An 18,275-nucleotide genomic window follows, 5' to 3' on the forward strand; every position below is an offset into this window, starting at 1 on the left:
GTGAAGTCCAACAAGAGAGGTCAGAATGACCCCGATCCTCGAGATGCGCGGCATCACCAAGACCTTTCCGGGCGTCAAGGCGCTGGATGACGTCAGTTTCAAGGTCATGCCGGGCGAGATCCACGCGATCTGCGGCGAGAACGGCGCCGGCAAGTCGACCCTGATGAAGGTGCTTTCTGGCGTCTATCCGCACGGCACCTACGAGGGCGAGATCTTCTACGAAGGCGAACCGATGGCCTTCTCGGGGATCCACGACAGCGAGGCCCGCGGCATCATCATCATTCACCAGGAGCTGGCGCTGGTGCCGCTCCTGTCGATCGCCGAGAACATCTTTCTCGGCAACGAGCGCGCCTCGGGCGGTGTCATCAACTGGCACGAGACGATGCAGCGCACGCAGGCCCTGCTCAGGAAGGTCGGCCTGACCGAGGCGCCGGGCACGATGGTCGACAAGATCGGCGTCGGCAAGCAGCAGCTGGTCGAGATCGCCAAGGCGCTGTCGAAGGACGTGAAGCTTCTGATCCTCGACGAGCCCACCGCGGCCCTGCAGGAGAACGATTCGCGCAAGCTTCTCGACCTGATGCTGGAGCTGAAGGCGCAGGGCGTGACCTCGATCATCATCTCGCACAAGCTCAACGAGGTGCGTTACGTGGCCGACACCGTGACGGTGATCCGCGATGGCCGCACCGTGGGCACCCGCGACGCCCATGCGGGGCTGAGCGAGAACGACATCGTGCGCGACATGGTGGGCCGCGACATGACCCACCGCTTCCCCGACCGCACGCCCAAGATCGGCGAGCTGCTGCTGGAGGTGGCGGACTGGAACGTCTGGCACCCCGAGCACAAGGACCGCAAGGTGATCGAGGACATCTCGTTCAACGTCCGCGCGGGCGAGGTGGTGGGGATTGCCGGCCTCATGGGCTCGGGCCGCACCGAGCTGGCGATGTCGATCTTCGGGCAGAGCTGGGGCCGAAACATCTCGGGCAACGTGAAGCTGCGCGGCAAGCCGATCGACGTCTCGAAGGTCGACCGGGCGATCGCTGCGGGGCTGAGCTACGTGACCGAGGACCGCAAGGCGCTGGGCCTGATCCTCGACGAGACGATCAAGTTCAACACCTCGCTCGCCCGGCTGGAGGCGGTGTCGAAGAACGGCATCCTCGACGACATGCGCGACACCGAGGTAGCGGAACGCTACCGCAAGGCCATGCGCACCCGCACGCCGGGCGTGTTTCAGAAGGTGAGCAACCTGTCGGGCGGCAACCAGCAGAAGGTCGTTCTGGCCAAGTGGCTGTTCACCGAACCCGAGGTGCTGATCCTCGACGAGCCCACCCGCGGCATCGACGTCGGCGCGAAATACGAGATCTATACCATCATCAACGAGCTGGCCGCACAGGGGAAGGGCGTCGTCGTCATCTCCTCGGAGATGCCCGAACTTCTGGGCATGTGCGACCGCATCTACGTCATGAACGAAGGCAGCTTCGTGGGCGAGATGCCCGCGGCAGAGGCCAGCCAGGAGCGCATCATGTCGCTCATCGTCACCGAGTGAGGGCACGAGAATGACCACCGAAACCCAAACGCCGGCGGATGAACAGACGGGCGGCCAGACGTCGGGGCAGACCACGATGTCGATCGGCAGCTACCTGACGCATCACCTGCGCGACTACGGCCTGCTGTTCGCGCTGATCGTCATCATGGTGTTCTTCCAGGCGATGACCCACGGCACGCTGATGCGGCCGGTGAACATCACCAACCTGTTCCTGCAGAACAGCTATATCATCATCATGGCGCTGGGGATGCTCATCGTCATCGTCGCGGGCCACATCGACCTGTCGGTCGGGTCGGTGATGGGCTTCATCGGGGCATTTGCCGCGGTGATGATCGTCAACTACGACCTCCCGGTGCTGGTCACCGTGCCGGCCGCGCTGATCCTCGGCGGGCTGATCGGGGCGGCGCAGGGCTATTGGGTCGCCTACTGGAAGATCCCGTCCTTCATCGTGACACTGGCAGGGATGCTGGTGTTCCGCGGCGCCTCGCTCCTGCTGCTGAACGGCCAGTCGGTCGGGCCTTTCCCGCGCAACTTCCAGCTGCTGTCGACCGGGTTCATCCCCGACATCCTGCCGCGTGCCGCGACCAAGCCGCTGGCCACCGCCGTGGGCTCGTTCAACTTCAACGTCCTCGCCATGGGCGTCGGGATCATCCTGGCCATGGCGATCGTCTACCTCGGCATGCGGGCCCGCGCCCGCGCCCGGCAATACGGGATGGAGGGGGAGCCCGCCGCCTTCTTCTGGGTGCGCAACATCATCGTCATCGGCGCGCTTCTGTTCCTGACCTTCAAGCTGGCCACCTTCCGGGGCTTCCCGAACGTCCTCGTCACCATGGGCATCCTGATCGCGATCTATGCCTTCGTGACCGAGAACACGACGCTGGGCCGCCGGATCTACGCGCTCGGCGGCAACGTCAAGGCCGCGAAGCTGTCGGGGATCAAGACCGAGCGGCTGACCTTCTTTGCCTTCGTCAACATGGGCGTTCTGGCGGCGCTGGCGGGTCTCATCTTCGCCGCGCGCCTCAACACCGCGACGCCCAAGGCGGGCTTCGGGATGGAGCTTGACGTGATCGCGGCCGTGTTCATCGGCGGAGCGTCGATGTCGGGCGGGGTCGGCAAGATCGTCGGCGCGGTCGTCGGTGCCTTCATCATGGGCGTCATGAACAACGGCATGTCGATCATGGGTATCGGCATCGACTATCAGCAGATGATCAAGGGCCTGGTGCTGCTCGCCGCCGTGATCTTCGACGTCTACAACAAGCAGAAGCAGGGCTGAGCCCTGTCTGCCAACCCGCGCATCCGCGCAAGGGGGCTGCAATGACTTCGCCACTCGAGACCGGGTTCAAGCCCGCACCCTGGCCGCGGCGCCTGCGGTCGCAGGAATGGTACGCCGGCCAGTCGCGCGACACGATCTATCACCGCGGCTGGCTCAAGAACCAGGGCTACCCGCACGACCTGTTCGACGGCCGCCCGATCATCGGGATCCTGAACACCTGGTCGGACCTTACGCCCTGCAACGGCCACCTGCGCGAGCTGGCCGAGAAGGTGAAGGCCGGCGTGTGGGAGGCCGGCGGCTTCCCGGTGGAGGTCCCCGTCTTCTCGGCCTCCGAGAACACCTTTCGCCCCACGGCGATGATGTTCCGCAACCTCGCCGCCATGGCGGTGGAGGAGGCGATCCGGGGCCAGCCGGTGGACGGTGTCGTGCTCATGGTCGGCTGCGACAAGACCACGCCGAGCCTGATGATGGGAGCGGCGTCGTGCGATCTGCCCGCCATCGTGGTCTCGGGCGGGCCGATGCTGAACGGCTGGTTCCGCGGCGAGCGGATCGGCTCGGGCACCCACCTGTGGAAATTCTCCGAGGCCGTGAAGGCCGGCGAGATGACGCAGGACGAGTTCCTCGAGGCGGAGCAGGCGATGAGCCGCTCGTCGGGCACCTGCAACACCATGGGCACCGCGTCGACCATGGCCTCGATGGCCGAAGCTTTGGGCATGGCGCTGTCGGGCAACGCGGCGATCCCCGCGGTCGACAGCCGCCGCCGCACCATGAGTCAGGAAACCGGGCGCCGCATCGTGCAGATGGTCAAGGACGATCTGAAGCCCTCGGACATCATGACCAAGCAGGCGTTCGAGAACGCGATCCGCACCAACGGCGCGATCGGCGGGTCCACGAATGCCGTCGTGCACCTTCTGGCCATCGCGGGCCGGGTGGGGGTGGATGTCACCCTTGACGACTGGGACCGCTGCGGCCGCGACGTGGCCACCATCGTGAACCTGATGCCGTCGGGCAAATATCTGATGGAGGAGTTCTTCTATGCCGGCGGCCTGCCTGCCGTGCTGCGCCGTCTGGGCGAGGCGGGGCTTTTGCACAAGGACGCGCTGACCGTATCCGGCGGCGCGATCTGGGACGAGGTGAAAACCGCGCTCAACCACAATGACGACGTGATCCTGCCGGTCGAGAAGGCGCTGACCCAGCAGGGCGGCATCGCCGTTCTGCGCGGCAACCTTGCGCCGGCGGGTGCGGTGCTGAAACCCTCGGCCGCGTCGCCGCATCTGCTGCAGCACCGTGGCCGGGCCGTCGTGTTCGAGGACATCGACGACTACAAGGCCAAGATCAACGACGACGCGCTGGACATCGACGAGACCTGCGTGATGGTGCTGAAGAACTGTGGCCCCAAGGGCTATCCGGGGATGGCCGAGGTCGGCAACATGGGCCTGCCGCCCAAGGTGCTGAAGAAGGGCATCACCGACATGGTCCGGATCTCGGACGCGCGCATGTCGGGCACCGCCTACGGCACCGTGGTCCTGCACACCTCGCCCGAGGCGGCGGCGGGCGGCCCGCTGGCCGTGGTGCAGACCGGCGACATGATCGAGCTGGACGTGCCGGGCCGGCGCCTGCATCTGGACATCTCGGACGAGGAACTCGCCCGCCGTCTGGCGGCATGGACCCCGCCCGAGGATCCCTCGGCCGCGCTGGCGGTCACGCCGGGGGCAGGGGGCGGCTACGCCTGGCTGCACCAGGCCCATGTGCAGGGCGCCGACACCGGCGCCGACCTCGACTTCCTCAAGGGCTGCCGCGGCGCGCCGGTCGGAAAGGACGCCCACTGATGAAAATCGCACTCGTCGGTATCGGCAAGATCGCGCGGGACCAGCACGTCCCGGCGATCGCGGACAGCCCGGATTGGGAGTTGGCCGCGACCTGTTCCAACCACGGCACGGTCGAAGGCATCGAGGCGCACAAGGATTTTGGCGCCATGCTGGCCGCGCGGCCGGACATTCAGGTCATCTCCCTCTGCCTGCCGCCAGTGCCGCGGTTCGCCTATGCCGCGCAGGCCATCGCGGCCGGACGGCACGTGATGCTGGAGAAACCGCCCGGCGCCACGCTCTCGGAATGTCACGCGCTGGAGGAGATGGCGCGCGCCAAGGGCGTCACGCTTTACGCCAGCTGGCATTCGCGGGCCGCGGCGCAGGTGCAGGCGGCCAAGGCCTGGCTGAAGGACAAGACGCTCCGCAGTCTCAACGTGACGTGGAAAGAGGACGTCCGCCGCTGGCACCCCGGCCAGGACTGGATCTTCGAGGCCGGCGGCCTCGGGGTCTTCGACCCGGGCATCAACGCGCTGTCGATCATGACCGAGATCCTGCCCGACCCGATCCACGTGACCGGGGCCGAGCTGGATTTTCCCGAGAACCGCGAAACGCCTATCGCCGCCCGCGTGGCCTTCTTCCACCCCAAGGGGGCCGAGGTCACGATGGACATGGATTTCCTGCAGACCGGCGAACAGATCTGGTCGATGGAGGCGGTGACCGATCAGGGCACGCTGTCGCTGCACAAGGGCGGCGCGGTGCTGGAAAACGACGGCAAGGATGTGGCCGACGCCTCGGGTGTGAACCTGTCGCTGAAGGGCGAATACCCGGTGCTTTATGCGCACATGGCCGAACTGGTCCGCGCGGGCCGGAGCGACGTGGATCTTGCACCGATGCGCCATGTAGCCGACGCCTTCACCCTGGGGCGCCGCCTTACCGTGGCCCCCTTCGACTGGTAAGCGCCATGGCCGATACCCGCCCCCATGGTCCCCGGACCTTCGGCTTCGCCCCGGACGGCAGCCCCGTGATGCGGACCGCGATCACGGGCGGCGGGCTGAGCGCGCAGATCATCACCTGGGGCGCCGGCCTGCAGGACGTCCGGCGTGCGGGCACCCCGCATCCGCTGGTGCTGGGAAGCCCGGATCTTGCGGCATACCAGGGGCCGATGCGGTATTTCGGCGCCGTCGTCGGGCGGGTCGCGAACCGCATCGCAGGCGGGACGGCGATGCTGGAAGGCAAACGCCTGACGCTCGACCGCAACGAGGACGGGCGCACCACCCTGCACGGGGGCACGCGCGGCACGAGCCAGTACAACTGGCGCCTCGACGGGCAGGACGAGGGGGCGTGCCGGCTCAGCCTGCGGTTGCCGGATGGCGAGGGGGGCTTTCCCGGCGCGATGGATCTTGCCGCCACCTACGCGATCGAAGAGGTCGCGGGGGGCGCGGCGCTGACCCTGACGCTGGAGGCCACGACCGACCGGCCCACCTTCTGCAACCTCGCCTCGCACGCCTACTGGACACTGGACGGCGGGCCCGACCTGTCGGCCCACAGTCTGCGGATCGCGGCCGGAAGCTATCTGCCGGTGGATGCGGCGCGGATCCCCGTGGCCGGGCCGCCGGTGCCGGTCGCGGGGACGGGTTTCGACTACCGCGCCGCGCGGCCACTGCCGGGGCCCGAGCCGCTCGACCACAACTTCTGCCTCGACGTGTCGGGCGAGGGGCTGCATCCCGCCTGCGCGCTGAGCGCCGGCGGCCTCGCCCTCGAGATCGAGACGACCGAGCCGGGGTTGCAGGTCTACGATGCCGCGCGGATGGATACCGGCGCCGCCGCCACCCTGCACGGCCGCCCCTACGGTGCCCATGCGGGCCTTGCGCTGGAACCCCAGCGCTGGCCCGACGCACCGAACCGCCCCGATTTCCCGTCCGTGGCGCTGAGGCCCGGCGAAACCTACCGCCAGCGCAGCCGGTTCATCATCCGCGCGCTGTAAGAGCGACACCCGAGGAGAGACCATGACCGTCCTGACTTCCCCGCTGACCGGCATCCTGCCCGTCGCGCCGACCCCGTTCCATGCCGATGGCCGCGTCGACGAAGAGGGGATGCGCCGCGTCCTCGACTGCATGATCGACCAGGGGGTCGACGCGATCTGCATCCTTGCGAACTATTCCGAGCAGTTCCTGCTGTCGGACGAGGAGCGCGCGGCGCTGACCCGGATCAGCCTCGAGCACGTGGCGGGCCGGGTTCCCGTAATCGTGACCATCAGCCATTTCGCGACCGAGATCGTGGTGGCCCGTGCCAAGGCCGCCGAGGCGATGGGTGCCGCGATGGTGATGATGATGCCGCCCTACCACGGCGTCGGCCTCGTTCCCGCCGAGGTCGGGATCTACGAACATTTCCAGGCCGCGTCGAACGCGATCTCGATCCCGATCATGGTGCAGGACGCGCCGCTTTCGGGGGTGTCGCTGCCGGTGCCGCTTCTGGTGAAGATGGCGCGGGAGCTGGAAAACGTCAGCTATTTCAAGATCGAGACGCCCTTTGCCGCCGACAAGCTGGCCGCGCTGATCGAGGCAGGCGACAAGGATATCGTCGGCCCCTTCGACGGCGAGGAGGCGGTGACCCTGCTGGCCGATCTCGATGCGGGCTGCACCGGTACCATGACCTCGGCGCTGCAGCCCGAACTTATCCGTCCCATCGTGACGATGTTCCGCGACGGTGATAGGGAAGGGGCGTTGGCGCAATGGACGCGCTGCCTGCCGCTGATCAACCACGAGAACCGGCAATGTGGTTTGCGCGCGGCGAAAACGGTCATGATGGAGGGCGGGGTGATCGGATCCGATCACGTGCGCCATCCGTTGAAACCGATGAGCCAGCGCACCCGCGACCGGCTTGTCGAGCTTGCCCGTGCGCAGGACGTGCTCGCCCTGCGCTGGGGAAAATGAGATTGAGGAGACGCGCATGACTTTCACCCCCCATGGCAAAAGCCTGATCGCCGGCGACTGGATGGCGAGCGGGACGACCTTCACCTCGAAACCGGCGTCGGGCCCGGCGCATGATTTCTCGGTCGGCACCGTCGAAATGGTGAACCGCGCCTGCGAGGCGGCGGAAGAGGCGTTCTGGACCTACGGTTACAGCAGCCGCGAAGAGCGGGCGAAGTTCCTCGAGGCGATCGCCGACGAGATCGAGGCCCGCGGTGCCGACATCACCGAGATCGGCACGCAGGAGAGCGGTCTCCCCGCCGGGCGGCTGGAGGGAGAGCGCGGCCGCACCACCGGTCAGCTGCGCATGTTCGCCGACCACATCCGCAAGGGCGACTACCTCGACCGCCGTCACGATGTGGCTCTGCCCGACCGTGCGCCGCTGCCGCGCCCCGACCTGCGCATGATCGAACGGCCGATCGGCCCGGTCGCGGTCTTCGGCGCCTCGAACTTCCCGCTGGCGTTTTCCACCGCTGGCGGCGACACCGCCGCCGCGCTGGCCGCCGGCTGCCCGGTGGTGTGCAAGGGCCATGATGCCCATCCCGGCACCGCCGAGATCGTCGCCGAGGCGATCCACGCCGCGATCAAGTCCTGCGGCATGCCCGCCGGTGTCTTCTCCCTGGTGCAGGGCGGGTCGTTCGACGTGGGTCAGGCGCTGGTCAAGCACCCGCTGATCAAGGCGGTTGGCTTCACCGGCTCGCTGCGCGGCGGGCGCGCGCTCTTCGATCTCTGCGCCCAGCGGGACGAGCCGATCCCGTTCTTCGGCGAGCTGGGGTCGGTCAACCCGATGTTCGTGCTGCCCGAGGCGGCAAAGGCACGGGGCGCCGAGATCGGCAAGGGCTGGGCCGGGTCGCTGACCATGGGTGCGGGCCAGTTCTGCACCAACCCCGGCATCGCCGTGGTGGAAAAGGGCGCGGCGGGCGACGCCTTCGTCGCCGCCGCCAAGGCAGCCCTTGCCGAGGTGGGCCCGCAGGTCATGCTGACCGACGGCATCGCCGCCGCCTACCGCAAGGGGCAGGAGACCTTCGCCGGCCGCAACGCCGTCGAACCGGTGCTGACCACGAAATCCGAGGGTCGCACCGCGCTTCCGAACCTCTATGAGACCGACGCCGACGCCTACCTGCAGGACCACGCCCTGGGCGAAGAGGTCTTCGGCCCCCTCGGCCTCGTCGTGCGGGTCGCGGGGATCGAGGAGATGCGCACCCTTGCCAAGGGCTTCGAGGGCCAGTTGACGGCCACCCTGCAGATGGACGAGGGCGACACCGAGGCCGCCCGCAGCCTGATGCCGATCCTCGAGCGCAAGGCGGGCCGGGTGCTGGCGAACGGGTTCCCGACCGGCGTCGAGGTGGCGGACGCGATGGTTCACGGCGGGCCGTACCCGGCCAGCACCAACTTCGGCGCGACCTCGGTCGGCACGCTGGCGATCCGCCGCTTCCTGCGGCCGGTCAGCTACCAGAACCTGCCGGCGGCGCTGCTGCCCGAAGATCTGGCATGATCCCGGACGTGTCCCGCCCCGCCGCGGGGGAAGGCCAGGTCGTGGCCGACTGGATCGCGGTGGACTGGGGCACGTCCAACCTGCGCCTCTGGGCGCTGGACGCGGGCGGCGCCGTGCTGGCCGAGCGTGGCTCGGACCGCGGCATGGGCCGCCTCTCGCCCGGGGAATACGAGGCCGCGCTTCTCGACCTTGCCGCGCCGTACCTCGCGGAGGGCAGGGTGACCGAGGTCCTCGTCTGCGGCATGGCCGGCGCCCGACAGGGCTGGATCGAGGCGCCATACCAGCCGGTGCCCTGCATCCCCGACGGGCGGGGCGCCGTGTCCGCGCCCACCGCCGACCCGCGCCTCGCCGTGCGCATCCTGCCGGGGATGAGCCAGTCCTCGCCGCCCGACGTGCTGCGCGGCGAGGAGACCCAGATCGCGGGCTTCCTGCGCAGCCGACCTGATTCTGCACCCGATTTCGACGGCGTGCTCTGCCTGCCCGGCACGCATGGCAAGTGGGCGCGGGTCTCGGGCGGCGCGGTGCAGGCCCTTCGCACCGCGATGACGGGCGAGATGCACGCCCTGCTCTCGACACAGTCGGTGCTGCGCCATTCCATGCAGGGCGCGGTCGACGCGGGCACCTTCGACCACGGCGCCTTCGCCGCCGCCCTCGACGAGATCGCGGCGGCGCCGGCCACGTTGACCGCCGCGCTCTTCGGGATCCGGGCGCGGGGATTGCTGGAAAGCGTGGCACCCGGCACGGCCGCGGCGCGGCTGTCGGGCCTGCTGATCGGGGCCGAGCTGGCCGCCATGCGCGACCTCTGGCAGGGGCGGCCGGTGATAGTGATCGGCGCGCCGGAACTGTCGGCACGCTATTGCGAGGCGCTGGCCCGCGCCGGGGCCGAAGCCGAGGCGATGCCCGGGGCGGGCCTTGTCCTCGCCGGGCTGGCCGCGGCGCGCGAGGCCGGACGCAGCGCGGGAAGCGATGCGGGAAACGACACCGGAAACCACGCGGGAAACGATGCCGGAAACGATACCGGGCGGGGCCCGGGAAAGGACAGGACATGAGCCGCAACCTGATCGCCATCCTGCGGGGCATCGGCCCCGACGATGCCCTGCCGGTGGCCGAGGCGCTGATCGCGGCGGGGATCGACCGCATAGAGGTGCCGCTGAACTCCCCCGATCCCTTCACCTCGATCGCCCGCATGGCCGACGCCCTGGGTGATCGCGCCCTGATCGGCGCCGGCACGGTGCTGAGCGTGGCCGAGGTCGCGCTGGTCGCGCAGGCGGGCGGCCAGCTCGTCGTCTCGCCCGACACCAACGCCGAGGTGATCGCGGCCACCAAGGCCGCGGGGATGCAAAGCTGGCCCGGCTGCATGACGCCGAGTGAGGCCTTCCTCGCGCTCCGCTCCGGGGCCGACGGGCTGAAGCTGTTTCCCGGCGCGCTGATCGGCCCGGCCGGGCTGAAGGCCATGCGCGCGGTGCTGCCGGCGGGCACCCAGGTGTTTGCCGTCGGCGGCGCCGGGCCCGCGAACTTCGCCGAGTGGATCGCGGCCGGGGCCGACGGATTCGGCATCGGCAGCGCGCTCTACGCTCCGGGCGACGATGCCGGCGTGGTGGGGGCCCGGGCGCGCGAGATCGTGGCCCAGTATGACGCGGTGACCGCGGGGGAGGGCAGGCCATGAGCGCCGAGATTCACGACCCGCGCCAATGCGAGCTGGGAGAGGGGCCGCTCTGGCATCCAGAACGGGGCCAGCTTTTCTGGTTCGACATCCTGGGCAGGCGGCTTCTGTCGCGGGCGGGGGACCGCACGCTCGACTGGCCGCTGCCCGAGATCTGCTCGGCCGCGGGCTGGATCGACCGCGAGACGCTGCTGCTCGCCTCGGAAACCGGCCTCTACCGCTTCGACCTCGGCTCGGGCGAGCTGGCGCTGGTCGCCCCGCTCGAGGCCGACCGGCCGGAGACCCGATCGAACGACGGGCGCGCCGACCCGATGGGCGGGTTCTGGATCGGCACCATGAGCAAGACGGCAGAGCCGGGGCAGGGCGCGATCTATCGCTACTGCCGGGGCACGCTGCGCCAGGTGCATCCGGGCCTCTCGATCCCGAACGCGATCTGTTTCTCCGCTGACGGGCGCACCGGTTATTTTGCCGATACCCCAACCGGCAAGGTCTGGCGCCAGCGCCTCGATGCGGAGGGCTGGCCGGAGGGTCCCGCGCCAGAGCTGTTTCTCGACTTCGAGGCCGAAGGGCGGCGCCCGGACGGGGCCGTGGTAGATGCCGAGGGGGCGCTCTGGGTCGCGCAATGGGGCAGCGGACGGGTCGTGCGGCACCTGCCGGACGGAAGCTTCGACCGGGCGATCGAGGTGGGCGGACGCAATTCCAGCTGCCCGGCGTTCGGTGGCGCGGACCTTGCCACGCTCTTCGTCACCACCGCATGCGAGGGCATCGAGACCCCGGACCCGGCGCAGGGCGTGCTCTACAGCGCCGCGGCGGGCGTGCGAGGGCGGGCCGAGCCGCAGGTCGTGCTCTAGTCGGGCGCGCCGCGGGCTGGCCAGGCCGCGGGCCGAAGATGCTCCGGGCCGGCCACAGCAAGAGCCGACCACGCCACGGCCCGGGCGCGACTTTTCGCCGAAAAGTCGACCCGGGTCGCCGGTCCGGCGCCTCAGACCAGCACGCCGCCTCCGTCCACCGCCACGGTTGCGCCGGTCATGTAGGGGTTCGCCATGATCGCCAGTGCCTGCACCGCGATCATCTCCGGCCCGCCAACCAGACCCGCGGGCAGCCGTTCCGCCGCGCCCTCGAACATCGCCTTGCGGCCATCGCCGTCCAGCGTATCGACCATCTCGGTTTTCACCAGCCCCGGCGCGATGCAATTGACGCGCAGCGGCGCCAGTTCCACCGCCAGCCCCCGCGTCAGCCCCTCGAGCCCCGCGTTGATCGCGCCCTGCAGCGCGGTGCCGGGCTTCGGCCGGGTCGAGAGCGTGCCCGAGATGAGGGTGATCGAGCCACCCGGCGCGATCCTCGCTGCCCGCGCCAGCCGGTAGGCGCCCCAGAATTTCGACTGCATCGCGGCATAGGCATCCTCGAGCGGCAGCTCGCGCACCGCCGCAACCCGGGTGCTGGCGGCCGAGCAGAAAAGATGGTCGAAGCTGCGGTCGGCAAAGAACGCCTCCAGCCCCGCGGCGTCGGCAGTGTCCAGCGTCACGCCTTCCACCTTGCCGCCCAGCCGGGCGCAGGCCTTTTCCACCTTCTCGGCGGAGCGCGAGGCGATCGTCACGGCCGCGCCGGCCTTCAGCGCGGCCTGGGCAACGCCGAAGCCGATACCCGATGAGCCGCCGACGACGAGAAGGGTGGTCTCGGTTAGGGTCATGCGCTGTCTCCTGTTCGCGTGGGCTCTTCGGGGATTTAGCGCGGCACGGACAGAGGCAAGCGCGCCGCCGGAGGCGAATGGTCGCGGGGGGCTCGGGGACCGGTGCGGTGCGAGCGGAAGGAGCCCGTGCCACGCGGGCCCCCGGGGTGGAGCGCTGTGCCCGCCACGTCGCCGCAGCAAACGAAATCCTTTCGCGGAGCCTCCCGGCGCGGGGGCGCCTTCGCGTGTGCCTTCGTGGCGTCAAGGTCCCCCGGTCGCCCTGCGGCTGCCGCACGGGCGCGCGGCGAACGGGCGCGGGTCCCTCTTTCGCTGCGTCTTGGTGCCAGAAGTCGACGTCTTCCGCCCTGCGACCCCTTTCCCTTTTGTCCGGCCGCCTTAGGTCGGTGCTGGCGCCGGGCGGCGTTGCGTTCCATACTTCGCCCCGCGCCCCATGTCCGACCGCTGGGAGGCCCCCCATGACCGACGCGAAAACCGACGCGACCACCTACGCCCATGACCAGATCCCCGAGATCGCGCTTGCCTGGCACCGCGAGGGCCGTCATTCCGCGCTTGCCACGGTGGTCGAGACCTGGGGGTCCGCCCCCCGCCCCGTGGGCAGTCAGCTGGCCATCTCGGGGGCGAGCGACATCATGGGCTCGGTCTCGGGCGGCTGCGTCGAAGGCGCGGTGGTGGTCGAGGCGCTCGAGGCGCTGTCCGACGGCCGACCCCGGCTTCTGACCTTCGGGGTCTCGGATGACGAGGCCTTTGCCGTGGGGCTCGCCTGTGGCGGCACGATCCGGGTGCTGGTGGAGCCGGTGGGCTCGGCCCTGCCCGAGGCGATGCTGGCCGAGATCTGCGCCGCCCGTGCCGCGCGCCGCCCGCTGGCCCATGTGGTTAACCTGGAGACCTGGGAGGCGCGCGTGAGCGCGGGCCCGGGCGATCCGCTGGAGGCGCAGATCCGCAGCCGTTTCCGGTCCGACAAATCGGGGGTGGAGGAGGGCGGCTGGTTCATCGCGATCCACAATCCGCCGCTCCGTATGGTGGTGGTGGGCGCGGTCCATATCGCCCAGCCGCTGCTGCAGATGGCGCGGCTGACCGGTTACGATCCGTTCCTGATCGACCCGCGTGAGGCCTTCGGCGCGGCCGAGCGCTTCCCCGGCGAGGCGATCAGCCACGACTGGCCGGACGAGGCGCTGAAGGCCTATGGCATCGATGCCCGCACCTGCGTCGTCACCCTGACGCACGACCCCAAGATCGACGACCCGGCGATCGCGGCGACGCTGGCCTCCGACGCCTTCTACCTCGGCTGTCTCGGATCCACCCGGACCCATGCAAAGCGCCTTGATCGCTTGCGCGCGGCGGGGGTCGAGGAGGCGGCGCTGGAGCGGATCCACGCGCCGGTGGGCCTGAACATCGGGGCCAAGAGCCCGGCCGAGATCGCGGTCTCGATCATGGCGCAGATCACCGAAACCCTGAGGATGGGCTAGGCCATGCGGTTCGGCCCGGTGCCGGTGGCCGAGGCGGCGGGCGGGATCCTCGCGCATTCCACGCCGCTGGGCCGGCGCAAGCTGAAGAAGGGGCATGTGCTGGAGGCGTCCGAGGTGGCGGCGCTGGCGGCCGAGGGGGTGACGGAGCTGACCGTCGCCCGTCTCGACCCTGGCGACGTGACCGAGGATGTCGCGGCCGCACGTCTGGCCGCGGCGCTGGTGCCTGACCCGAAGGCGGCTGGGCTCACGCTGTCGGCGGCCTTCACCGGGCGGGTGAACGTCAAGGCGGCGCGCCCGGGCCTCGTGCGGCTGGATCCGCAGGCGGTCGCCGCGCTGAACCTGATCGACCCCGCGGTGACCCTTGCCACGCTGGCGCCCTTGACGCGGGTGGCCGAGGGGACGCTGGTCGCGACCGTCAAGATCATCACCTACGCCGTGCCGGGAGAGACCCTCGCGCGGGCCGAGGCGGCGGCGGGCGGGGCGCTGTCGCTGCATCAGGTCACGCGCAGGACGGCAGGCTTGCTGCTGAGCGAATTGCCCGGGCAGGATCCGAAGATCAGCGCCAAGGCGCGGCGGGTCACCGGGCAACGGCTGAAGGCGCTGGGGGTGGAGCTTGCCGATGTCGCGGCCTGCCCGCACGCGGCGGCGCCCATGGCCGAGGCTCTGGCAGGGCTCGGGGGCGAGATGCTGCTGATCCTCACCGCCTCGGCGACGTCGGACGCGCATGACACCGGGCCCGAGGCCTTGGTGCGGGCGGGGGGCACGCTTGAGCGGTTCGGGATGCCGGTCGATCCGGGGAACCTTCTGTTCACCGGTCGTCTGCCCGGCCCCGAGGGCGCGCGCCCGGTGATCGGCCTGCCGGGCTGTGCCCGTTCGCCCGCGCTGAACGGCGCCGACTGGGTGCTGGAGCGCACGGCTTGCGGCCTCGACCCAACGCCCGACGAGATCGCGGCGATGGGGGTCGGGGGGCTTCTCAAGGAGATCCCCCAGCGGCCCCAGCCGCGGGAGCGGGCCAAGGCGGAGTGAGCGCGTGTCAGGCGGGGGCGGCGGGGGCGCACGTCCCGGTCGCGCGCCGCGAAGGCGCGTCCAGCCCGGTGCGCGGCTGCCCCGGAGGCCGCGGGGCGCGCGCCTGCCCGTACCGGCAGTCAGGCGCTCTGGTCGACGACGCTCGCCGCTCGCGCGGCGCGCGGATGTGGCCGGGATAAAGCGCCCATCTCTGAGGCTGGCCGCACCACCGCACGGACAGGCGCACGCCCTGCTTGCGGTGGGCCGGGTTTGCTCTGCCGCGGCGCTGGTTCGAAGCACCCTTGTCAGAGGCCGACAGCGGCCATCCCGCGGGCGGGCGGGCGCCCCGCTTGCAGACACCGAGATTCCCTGTTTGCGAACTGCGGCCTGCGTGATTTACTCCCCTTGAGTCAGCCAGTTTTTTCCGTGGGAGGAGAACATGCCAAAAGTTTCCATGAACGTGAACGGAAAGGCCGTGTCCGGCGAGGTGGAAGGCCGCACGCTGCTGGTCGAATTCCTGCGCGAGACGCTGGGCCTGACCGGCACGCATGTCGGCTGCGACACCTCGCAATGCGGCGCCTGTACCGTCCATATCGGCGGCAAGTCGATCAAGTCCTGCTCGACCTTCGCGCTCGATTGCGAGGGGGCCGAGGTCACGACGATCGAGGGGATGGCCAATGCCGACGGCAGCCTTTCGACCATGCAGCAGGCGTTCCAGGACCACCACGGCCTGCAATGCGGCTTCTGCACGCCGGGCATGGTGATGGCCGCGACCGCCCTTTTGAAGGAAAACCCCAAGCCCTCGGAAGCCGAGGTGCGCCACTACCTGCAGGGCAACATCTGCCGCTGCACCGGGTATCACAACATCGTCAAGGCGATCCTCGCGGCCAGCGGCCAGGACGTCTCGGCCATCGCCGCGGAGTGATCGCCGCGGACTGAGGGAGTTTCACCAGGAATTTGCCCGGCGGGAGGATGGCCGGGCGTCAGGGAGGACATCATGCCTAAGGACGGACAGATCGGCCCCGCCACGAAACGGCGCGAGGACGTGCGGTTTCTCACCGGCAAGGGGCGCTATACCGACGACATCAACCTGCGCGGCCAGGCGCATGCCTATTTCCTGCGCTCACAGGTGGCGCATGGCAAGATCAACGGCATCGACACCGCGGCCGCCGCGGCGATGCCCGGGGTGATCCGGATCTTCACCGGCAAGGATTTCGAGGGGATCGGCGGTCTGCCCTGCGGCTGGCAGGTGACCGACAAGCATGGCAAACCGATGCTGGAACCCGGGCACCCGGTGCTGGCCCAGGGCAAGGTGCGCCACGTCGGCGACCCGATCGCCGTGGTGGTGGCCGAGACCGAGGCGCAGGCCCGCGACGCCGCCGAGGCGATCGAGGTCGACCTCGAGGAACTGCCCGCGGTGATGGACATGAAGGCCGCGGTTCAGGGCGGCACGCTGGTGCATGACGATATCGGGTCGAACCTTTGCTACGACTGGGGCTTTGTCGAGGAGAACAAGGCCGCGGTGGACGAGGCCTTTGCCAAGGCCCACCATGTCACCACGTTGGAACTGGTGAACCAGCGCCTCGTCGCCAACCCGATGGAGCCGCGGGTGGCGGTGGGCGATTACGACCAGACGATGGATCACCACACGCTTTACACCACCTCGCAGAACCCGCATGTGATCCGTCTGCTGATGGGCGCCTTCGTCCTTGGCATCCCCGAGCACAAGCTGCGGGTCGTGGCGCCCGATGTGGGCGGCGGCTTCGGGTCGAAGATCTTCCATTACGCGGAAGAGGCATTCGTCACCTTCGCGGCCAAGGCGATCAACCGCCCGGTGAAGTGGACGTCGAGCCGGTCCGAGGCCTTCATGTCCGACGCCCACGGCCGCGACCACGTGTCCAAGATCGAACTGGCGCTGGATGCCGAGGGCCATTTCCAGGCGCTGCGCACCGAGACCTACGCCAATATGGGCGCCTACCTGTCGACCTTCGCCCCCTCGGTGCCCACATGGCTGCACGGCACGCTGATGGCGGGGAACTACAAGACGCCGCTGATCTACGTGAACGTGAAGGCGGTCTTCACCAACACCGTGCCGGTCGATGCCTACCGTGGCGCGGGCCGGCCCGAGGCGACCTATCAGCTGGAGCGCGTGGTCGACAAGGCGGCGCGCGAGATGGGCATCGACCCGATCGAGTTGCGCCGCAAGAACTTCGTGACCGAATTCCCCTATGCCACTCCGGTCGCCGTGGAATACGACACCGGCGATTACGTGGCGACGATGGACAAGCTTGAGGAGATGGCCGACATCAAGGGGTTCCCCGCCCGGCTGGAGGCGTCGAAGAAGAAGGGCAAGCTGCGCGGCCTCGGGATCAACTGCTATATCGAGGCCTGCGGCATTGCGCCCTCGCACCTTGTCGGTCAGCTGGGCGCCCGCGCGGGCCTTTACGAAAGCGCGACGGTCCGGGTGAACGCCACCGGCTCGATCTCGGTCATGACCGGGTCGCACAGCCACGGGCAGGGCCACGAGACGGCCTTTCCCCAGGTGGTGGCCGACATGATCGGCATCGACGCCAGCCAGATCGAGATCGTCCATGGCGACACCGCCAACACGCCGATGGGCATGGGCACCTACGGCTCGCGCTCGCTGGCCGTGGGGGGCTCTGCCATCGTGCGGGCCACGAACAAGATCATCTCGAAGGCGAAGAAGATCGCGGCGCATCTGCTCGAGGCCTCGGAAGGGGATATCGAGCTGAAGGACGGCAAGTTCTCGGTCGCGGGCACTGACAAGTCGGTGGATTGGGCCGGCGTCACGCTGGCCGCCTACGTGCCGCACAACTATCCGCTTGAAAGCCTCGAGCCGGGGCTGGAGGAGACGGCGTTCTACGATCCGGCGAACTTCACCTACCCCTCGGGCGCCTATGCCTGCGAGGTGGAGGTCGATCCCGAGACGGGCAAGGTGACGATCGAGAGCTTTGCCGCCGCCGACGATTTCGGCAACATCGTCAACCCGATGATCGTCGACGGCCAGGTGCATGGCGGGATCGGGCAGGGGATCGGCCAGGCGCTGCTGGAAAACACCGTCTACGACGAGAACGGCCAGCTTCTGTCCGCAAGCTACATGGATTACGCCATGCCGCGGGCCAATGACGTGCCGTTCTACAAGGTGGACCACTCGTGTCAGACGCCCTGCACACACAACCCGTTGGGGGTGAAGGGCTGCGGCGAGGCCGGCGCCATCGGCACCCCGCCCGCGGTGGTGAACGCGGTGCTGGACGCGCTGAACCGCGCGGGCCACGACGTTGCCCATATCGACATGCCGATGAGCCCCGCCCGGGTCTGGGCGGCGATGCAGAAGTAAGGAGA

At 69.3% G+C, this 18,275-nt stretch carries 15 protein-coding genes; 14 read left to right on the forward strand and 1 reads right to left on the reverse strand.

Annotation, left to right across the window (positions count from 1 at the left end; genetic code table 11):
- Positions 1 to 25 precede the first annotated feature (25 nt).
- The 10 genes from mmsA (at position 26) to CVV76_RS04610 (ending at position 11,602) form a co-directional block, all read left to right on the forward strand.
- The gene (gene mmsA, locus CVV76_RS04565) at positions 26 to 1,543 is read left to right on the forward strand and encodes a multiple monosaccharide ABC transporter ATP-binding protein (RefSeq protein ID WP_102223463.1); all 1,518 of its coding nucleotides are present in this window, start codon (positions 26 to 28) and stop codon (positions 1,541 to 1,543) included.
- A gap of 76 nt (positions 1,544 to 1,619) precedes the next feature.
- The gene (gene mmsB, locus CVV76_RS04570) at positions 1,620 to 2,816 is read left to right on the forward strand and encodes a multiple monosaccharide ABC transporter permease (RefSeq protein WP_199178505.1); all 1,197 of its coding nucleotides are present in this window, start codon (positions 1,620 to 1,622) and stop codon (positions 2,814 to 2,816) included.
- A 41-nt stretch (positions 2,817 to 2,857) separates the two neighbouring features.
- On the forward strand, positions 2,858 to 4,645 hold the full coding sequence (araD, locus tag CVV76_RS04575) for an L-arabinonate dehydratase (protein ID WP_102223465.1): 1,788 nt from the start codon (positions 2,858 to 2,860) through the stop codon (positions 4,643 to 4,645).
- Positions 4,645 to 5,580 (forward strand): Gfo/Idh/MocA family protein, encoded by a 936-nt coding sequence (locus CVV76_RS04580; protein WP_102223466.1) that lies wholly within the window; start codon positions 4,645 to 4,647, stop codon positions 5,578 to 5,580. The genes araD and CVV76_RS04580 overlap by 1 nt, the downstream gene beginning before the upstream one ends.
- A 5-nt stretch (positions 5,581 to 5,585) precedes the next feature.
- On the forward strand, positions 5,586 to 6,608 hold the full coding sequence (locus tag CVV76_RS04585) for an aldose epimerase family protein (RefSeq protein WP_102223467.1): 1,023 nt from the start codon (positions 5,586 to 5,588) through the stop codon (positions 6,606 to 6,608).
- Positions 6,609 to 6,639: 31 nt separating this feature from the next.
- Entirely contained in the window at positions 6,640 to 7,557 is a 918-nt protein-coding gene (locus tag CVV76_RS04590; RefSeq protein ID WP_102223777.1) for a dihydrodipicolinate synthase family protein, read from the forward strand.
- Positions 7,558 to 7,573: 16 nt separating this feature from the next.
- Positions 7,574 to 9,088: an aldehyde dehydrogenase (NADP(+)) gene (locus CVV76_RS04595; RefSeq protein ID WP_102223468.1), complete on the forward strand. Its 1,515-nt coding sequence runs from the start codon at positions 7,574 to 7,576 to the stop codon at positions 9,086 to 9,088.
- Complete coding sequence (locus tag CVV76_RS04600) at positions 9,085 to 10,137, forward strand: 2-dehydro-3-deoxygalactonokinase (protein ID WP_102223469.1); 1,053 nt, start codon at positions 9,085 to 9,087, stop codon at positions 10,135 to 10,137. The genes CVV76_RS04595 and CVV76_RS04600 overlap by 4 nt, the downstream gene beginning before the upstream one ends.
- Positions 10,134 to 10,754: a 2-dehydro-3-deoxy-6-phosphogalactonate aldolase gene (locus tag CVV76_RS04605; RefSeq protein WP_102223470.1), complete on the forward strand. Its 621-nt coding sequence runs from the start codon at positions 10,134 to 10,136 to the stop codon at positions 10,752 to 10,754. The genes CVV76_RS04600 and CVV76_RS04605 overlap by 4 nt, the downstream gene beginning before the upstream one ends.
- On the forward strand, positions 10,751 to 11,602 hold the full coding sequence (locus CVV76_RS04610) for an SMP-30/gluconolactonase/LRE family protein (RefSeq protein ID WP_102223471.1): 852 nt from the start codon (positions 10,751 to 10,753) through the stop codon (positions 11,600 to 11,602). Before CVV76_RS04605 ends, CVV76_RS04610 begins: the two co-directional genes overlap by 4 nt.
- A gap of 131 nt (positions 11,603 to 11,733) precedes the next feature.
- Here CVV76_RS04610 and CVV76_RS04615 read toward each other — a convergent pair whose 3' ends face one another.
- Positions 11,734 to 12,441 carry an SDR family oxidoreductase gene (locus tag CVV76_RS04615; RefSeq protein WP_102223472.1) on the reverse strand — a complete coding sequence of 236 codons (708 nt, stop codon included), beginning with the start codon at positions 12,439 to 12,441 and terminating at the stop codon, positions 11,734 to 11,736.
- A 455-nt stretch (positions 12,442 to 12,896) separates the two neighbouring features.
- Here CVV76_RS04615 and CVV76_RS04620 point away from each other — a divergent pair, with 455 nt between their 5' ends.
- The 4 genes from CVV76_RS04620 (at position 12,897) to CVV76_RS04635 (ending at position 18,270) form a co-directional block, all read left to right on the forward strand.
- The gene (locus CVV76_RS04620; RefSeq protein ID WP_102223473.1) at positions 12,897 to 13,907 is read left to right on the forward strand and encodes an XdhC family protein; all 1,011 of its coding nucleotides are present in this window, start codon (positions 12,897 to 12,899) and stop codon (positions 13,905 to 13,907) included.
- A 3-nt stretch (positions 13,908 to 13,910) separates the two neighbouring features.
- Entirely contained in the window at positions 13,911 to 14,933 is a 1,023-nt protein-coding gene (locus CVV76_RS04625; RefSeq protein ID WP_102223474.1) for a molybdopterin-binding protein, read from the forward strand.
- A 418-nt stretch (positions 14,934 to 15,351) separates the two neighbouring features.
- Entirely contained in the window at positions 15,352 to 15,837 is a 486-nt protein-coding gene (locus CVV76_RS04630) for a (2Fe-2S)-binding protein (RefSeq protein WP_102223475.1), read from the forward strand.
- Between the two features lie 72 nt (positions 15,838 to 15,909).
- The gene (locus CVV76_RS04635) at positions 15,910 to 18,270 is read left to right on the forward strand and encodes a xanthine dehydrogenase family protein molybdopterin-binding subunit (protein ID WP_102223476.1); all 2,361 of its coding nucleotides are present in this window, start codon (positions 15,910 to 15,912) and stop codon (positions 18,268 to 18,270) included.
- Positions 18,271 to 18,275 lie beyond the last annotated feature (5 nt).

Origin of the sequence: Acidimangrovimonas sediminis (assembly GCF_002871005.1) — a bacterium.
Taxonomy (GTDB): Bacteria; Pseudomonadota; Alphaproteobacteria; order Rhodobacterales; family Rhodobacteraceae; genus Acidimangrovimonas; species Acidimangrovimonas sediminis.

Excerpts from the sequence above, each read along its gene's own strand:
- mmsA (WP_102223463.1), top strand. The coding sequence starts at position 26 with ATGACCCCGATCCTCGAGATGCGCGGCATCACCAAGACCTTTCCGGGC.
- mmsB (WP_199178505.1), top strand. The coding sequence starts at position 1,620 with ATGTCGATCGGCAGCTACCTGACGCATCACCTGCGCGACTACGGCCTG.
- araD (WP_102223465.1), top strand. The coding sequence starts at position 2,858 with ATGACTTCGCCACTCGAGACCGGGTTCAAGCCCGCACCCTGGCCGCGG.
- CVV76_RS04580 (WP_102223466.1), top strand. The coding sequence starts at position 4,645 with ATGAAAATCGCACTCGTCGGTATCGGCAAGATCGCGCGGGACCAGCAC.
- CVV76_RS04585 (WP_102223467.1), top strand. The coding sequence starts at position 5,586 with ATGGCCGATACCCGCCCCCATGGTCCCCGGACCTTCGGCTTCGCCCCG.
- CVV76_RS04595 (WP_102223468.1), top strand. The coding sequence starts at position 7,574 with ATGACTTTCACCCCCCATGGCAAAAGCCTGATCGCCGGCGACTGGATG.
- CVV76_RS04600 (WP_102223469.1), top strand. The coding sequence starts at position 9,085 with ATGATCCCGGACGTGTCCCGCCCCGCCGCGGGGGAAGGCCAGGTCGTG.
- CVV76_RS04605 (WP_102223470.1), top strand. The coding sequence starts at position 10,134 with ATGAGCCGCAACCTGATCGCCATCCTGCGGGGCATCGGCCCCGACGAT.
- CVV76_RS04610 (WP_102223471.1), top strand. The coding sequence starts at position 10,751 with ATGAGCGCCGAGATTCACGACCCGCGCCAATGCGAGCTGGGAGAGGGG.
- CVV76_RS04615 (WP_102223472.1), bottom strand. The coding sequence starts at position 12,441 with ATGACCCTAACCGAGACCACCCTTCTCGTCGTCGGCGGCTCATCGGGT.
- CVV76_RS04620 (WP_102223473.1), top strand. The coding sequence starts at position 12,897 with ATGACCGACGCGAAAACCGACGCGACCACCTACGCCCATGACCAGATC.
- CVV76_RS04625 (WP_102223474.1), top strand. The coding sequence starts at position 13,911 with ATGCGGTTCGGCCCGGTGCCGGTGGCCGAGGCGGCGGGCGGGATCCTC.
- CVV76_RS04630 (WP_102223475.1), top strand. The coding sequence starts at position 15,352 with ATGCCAAAAGTTTCCATGAACGTGAACGGAAAGGCCGTGTCCGGCGAG.
- CVV76_RS04635 (WP_102223476.1), top strand. The coding sequence starts at position 15,910 with ATGCCTAAGGACGGACAGATCGGCCCCGCCACGAAACGGCGCGAGGAC.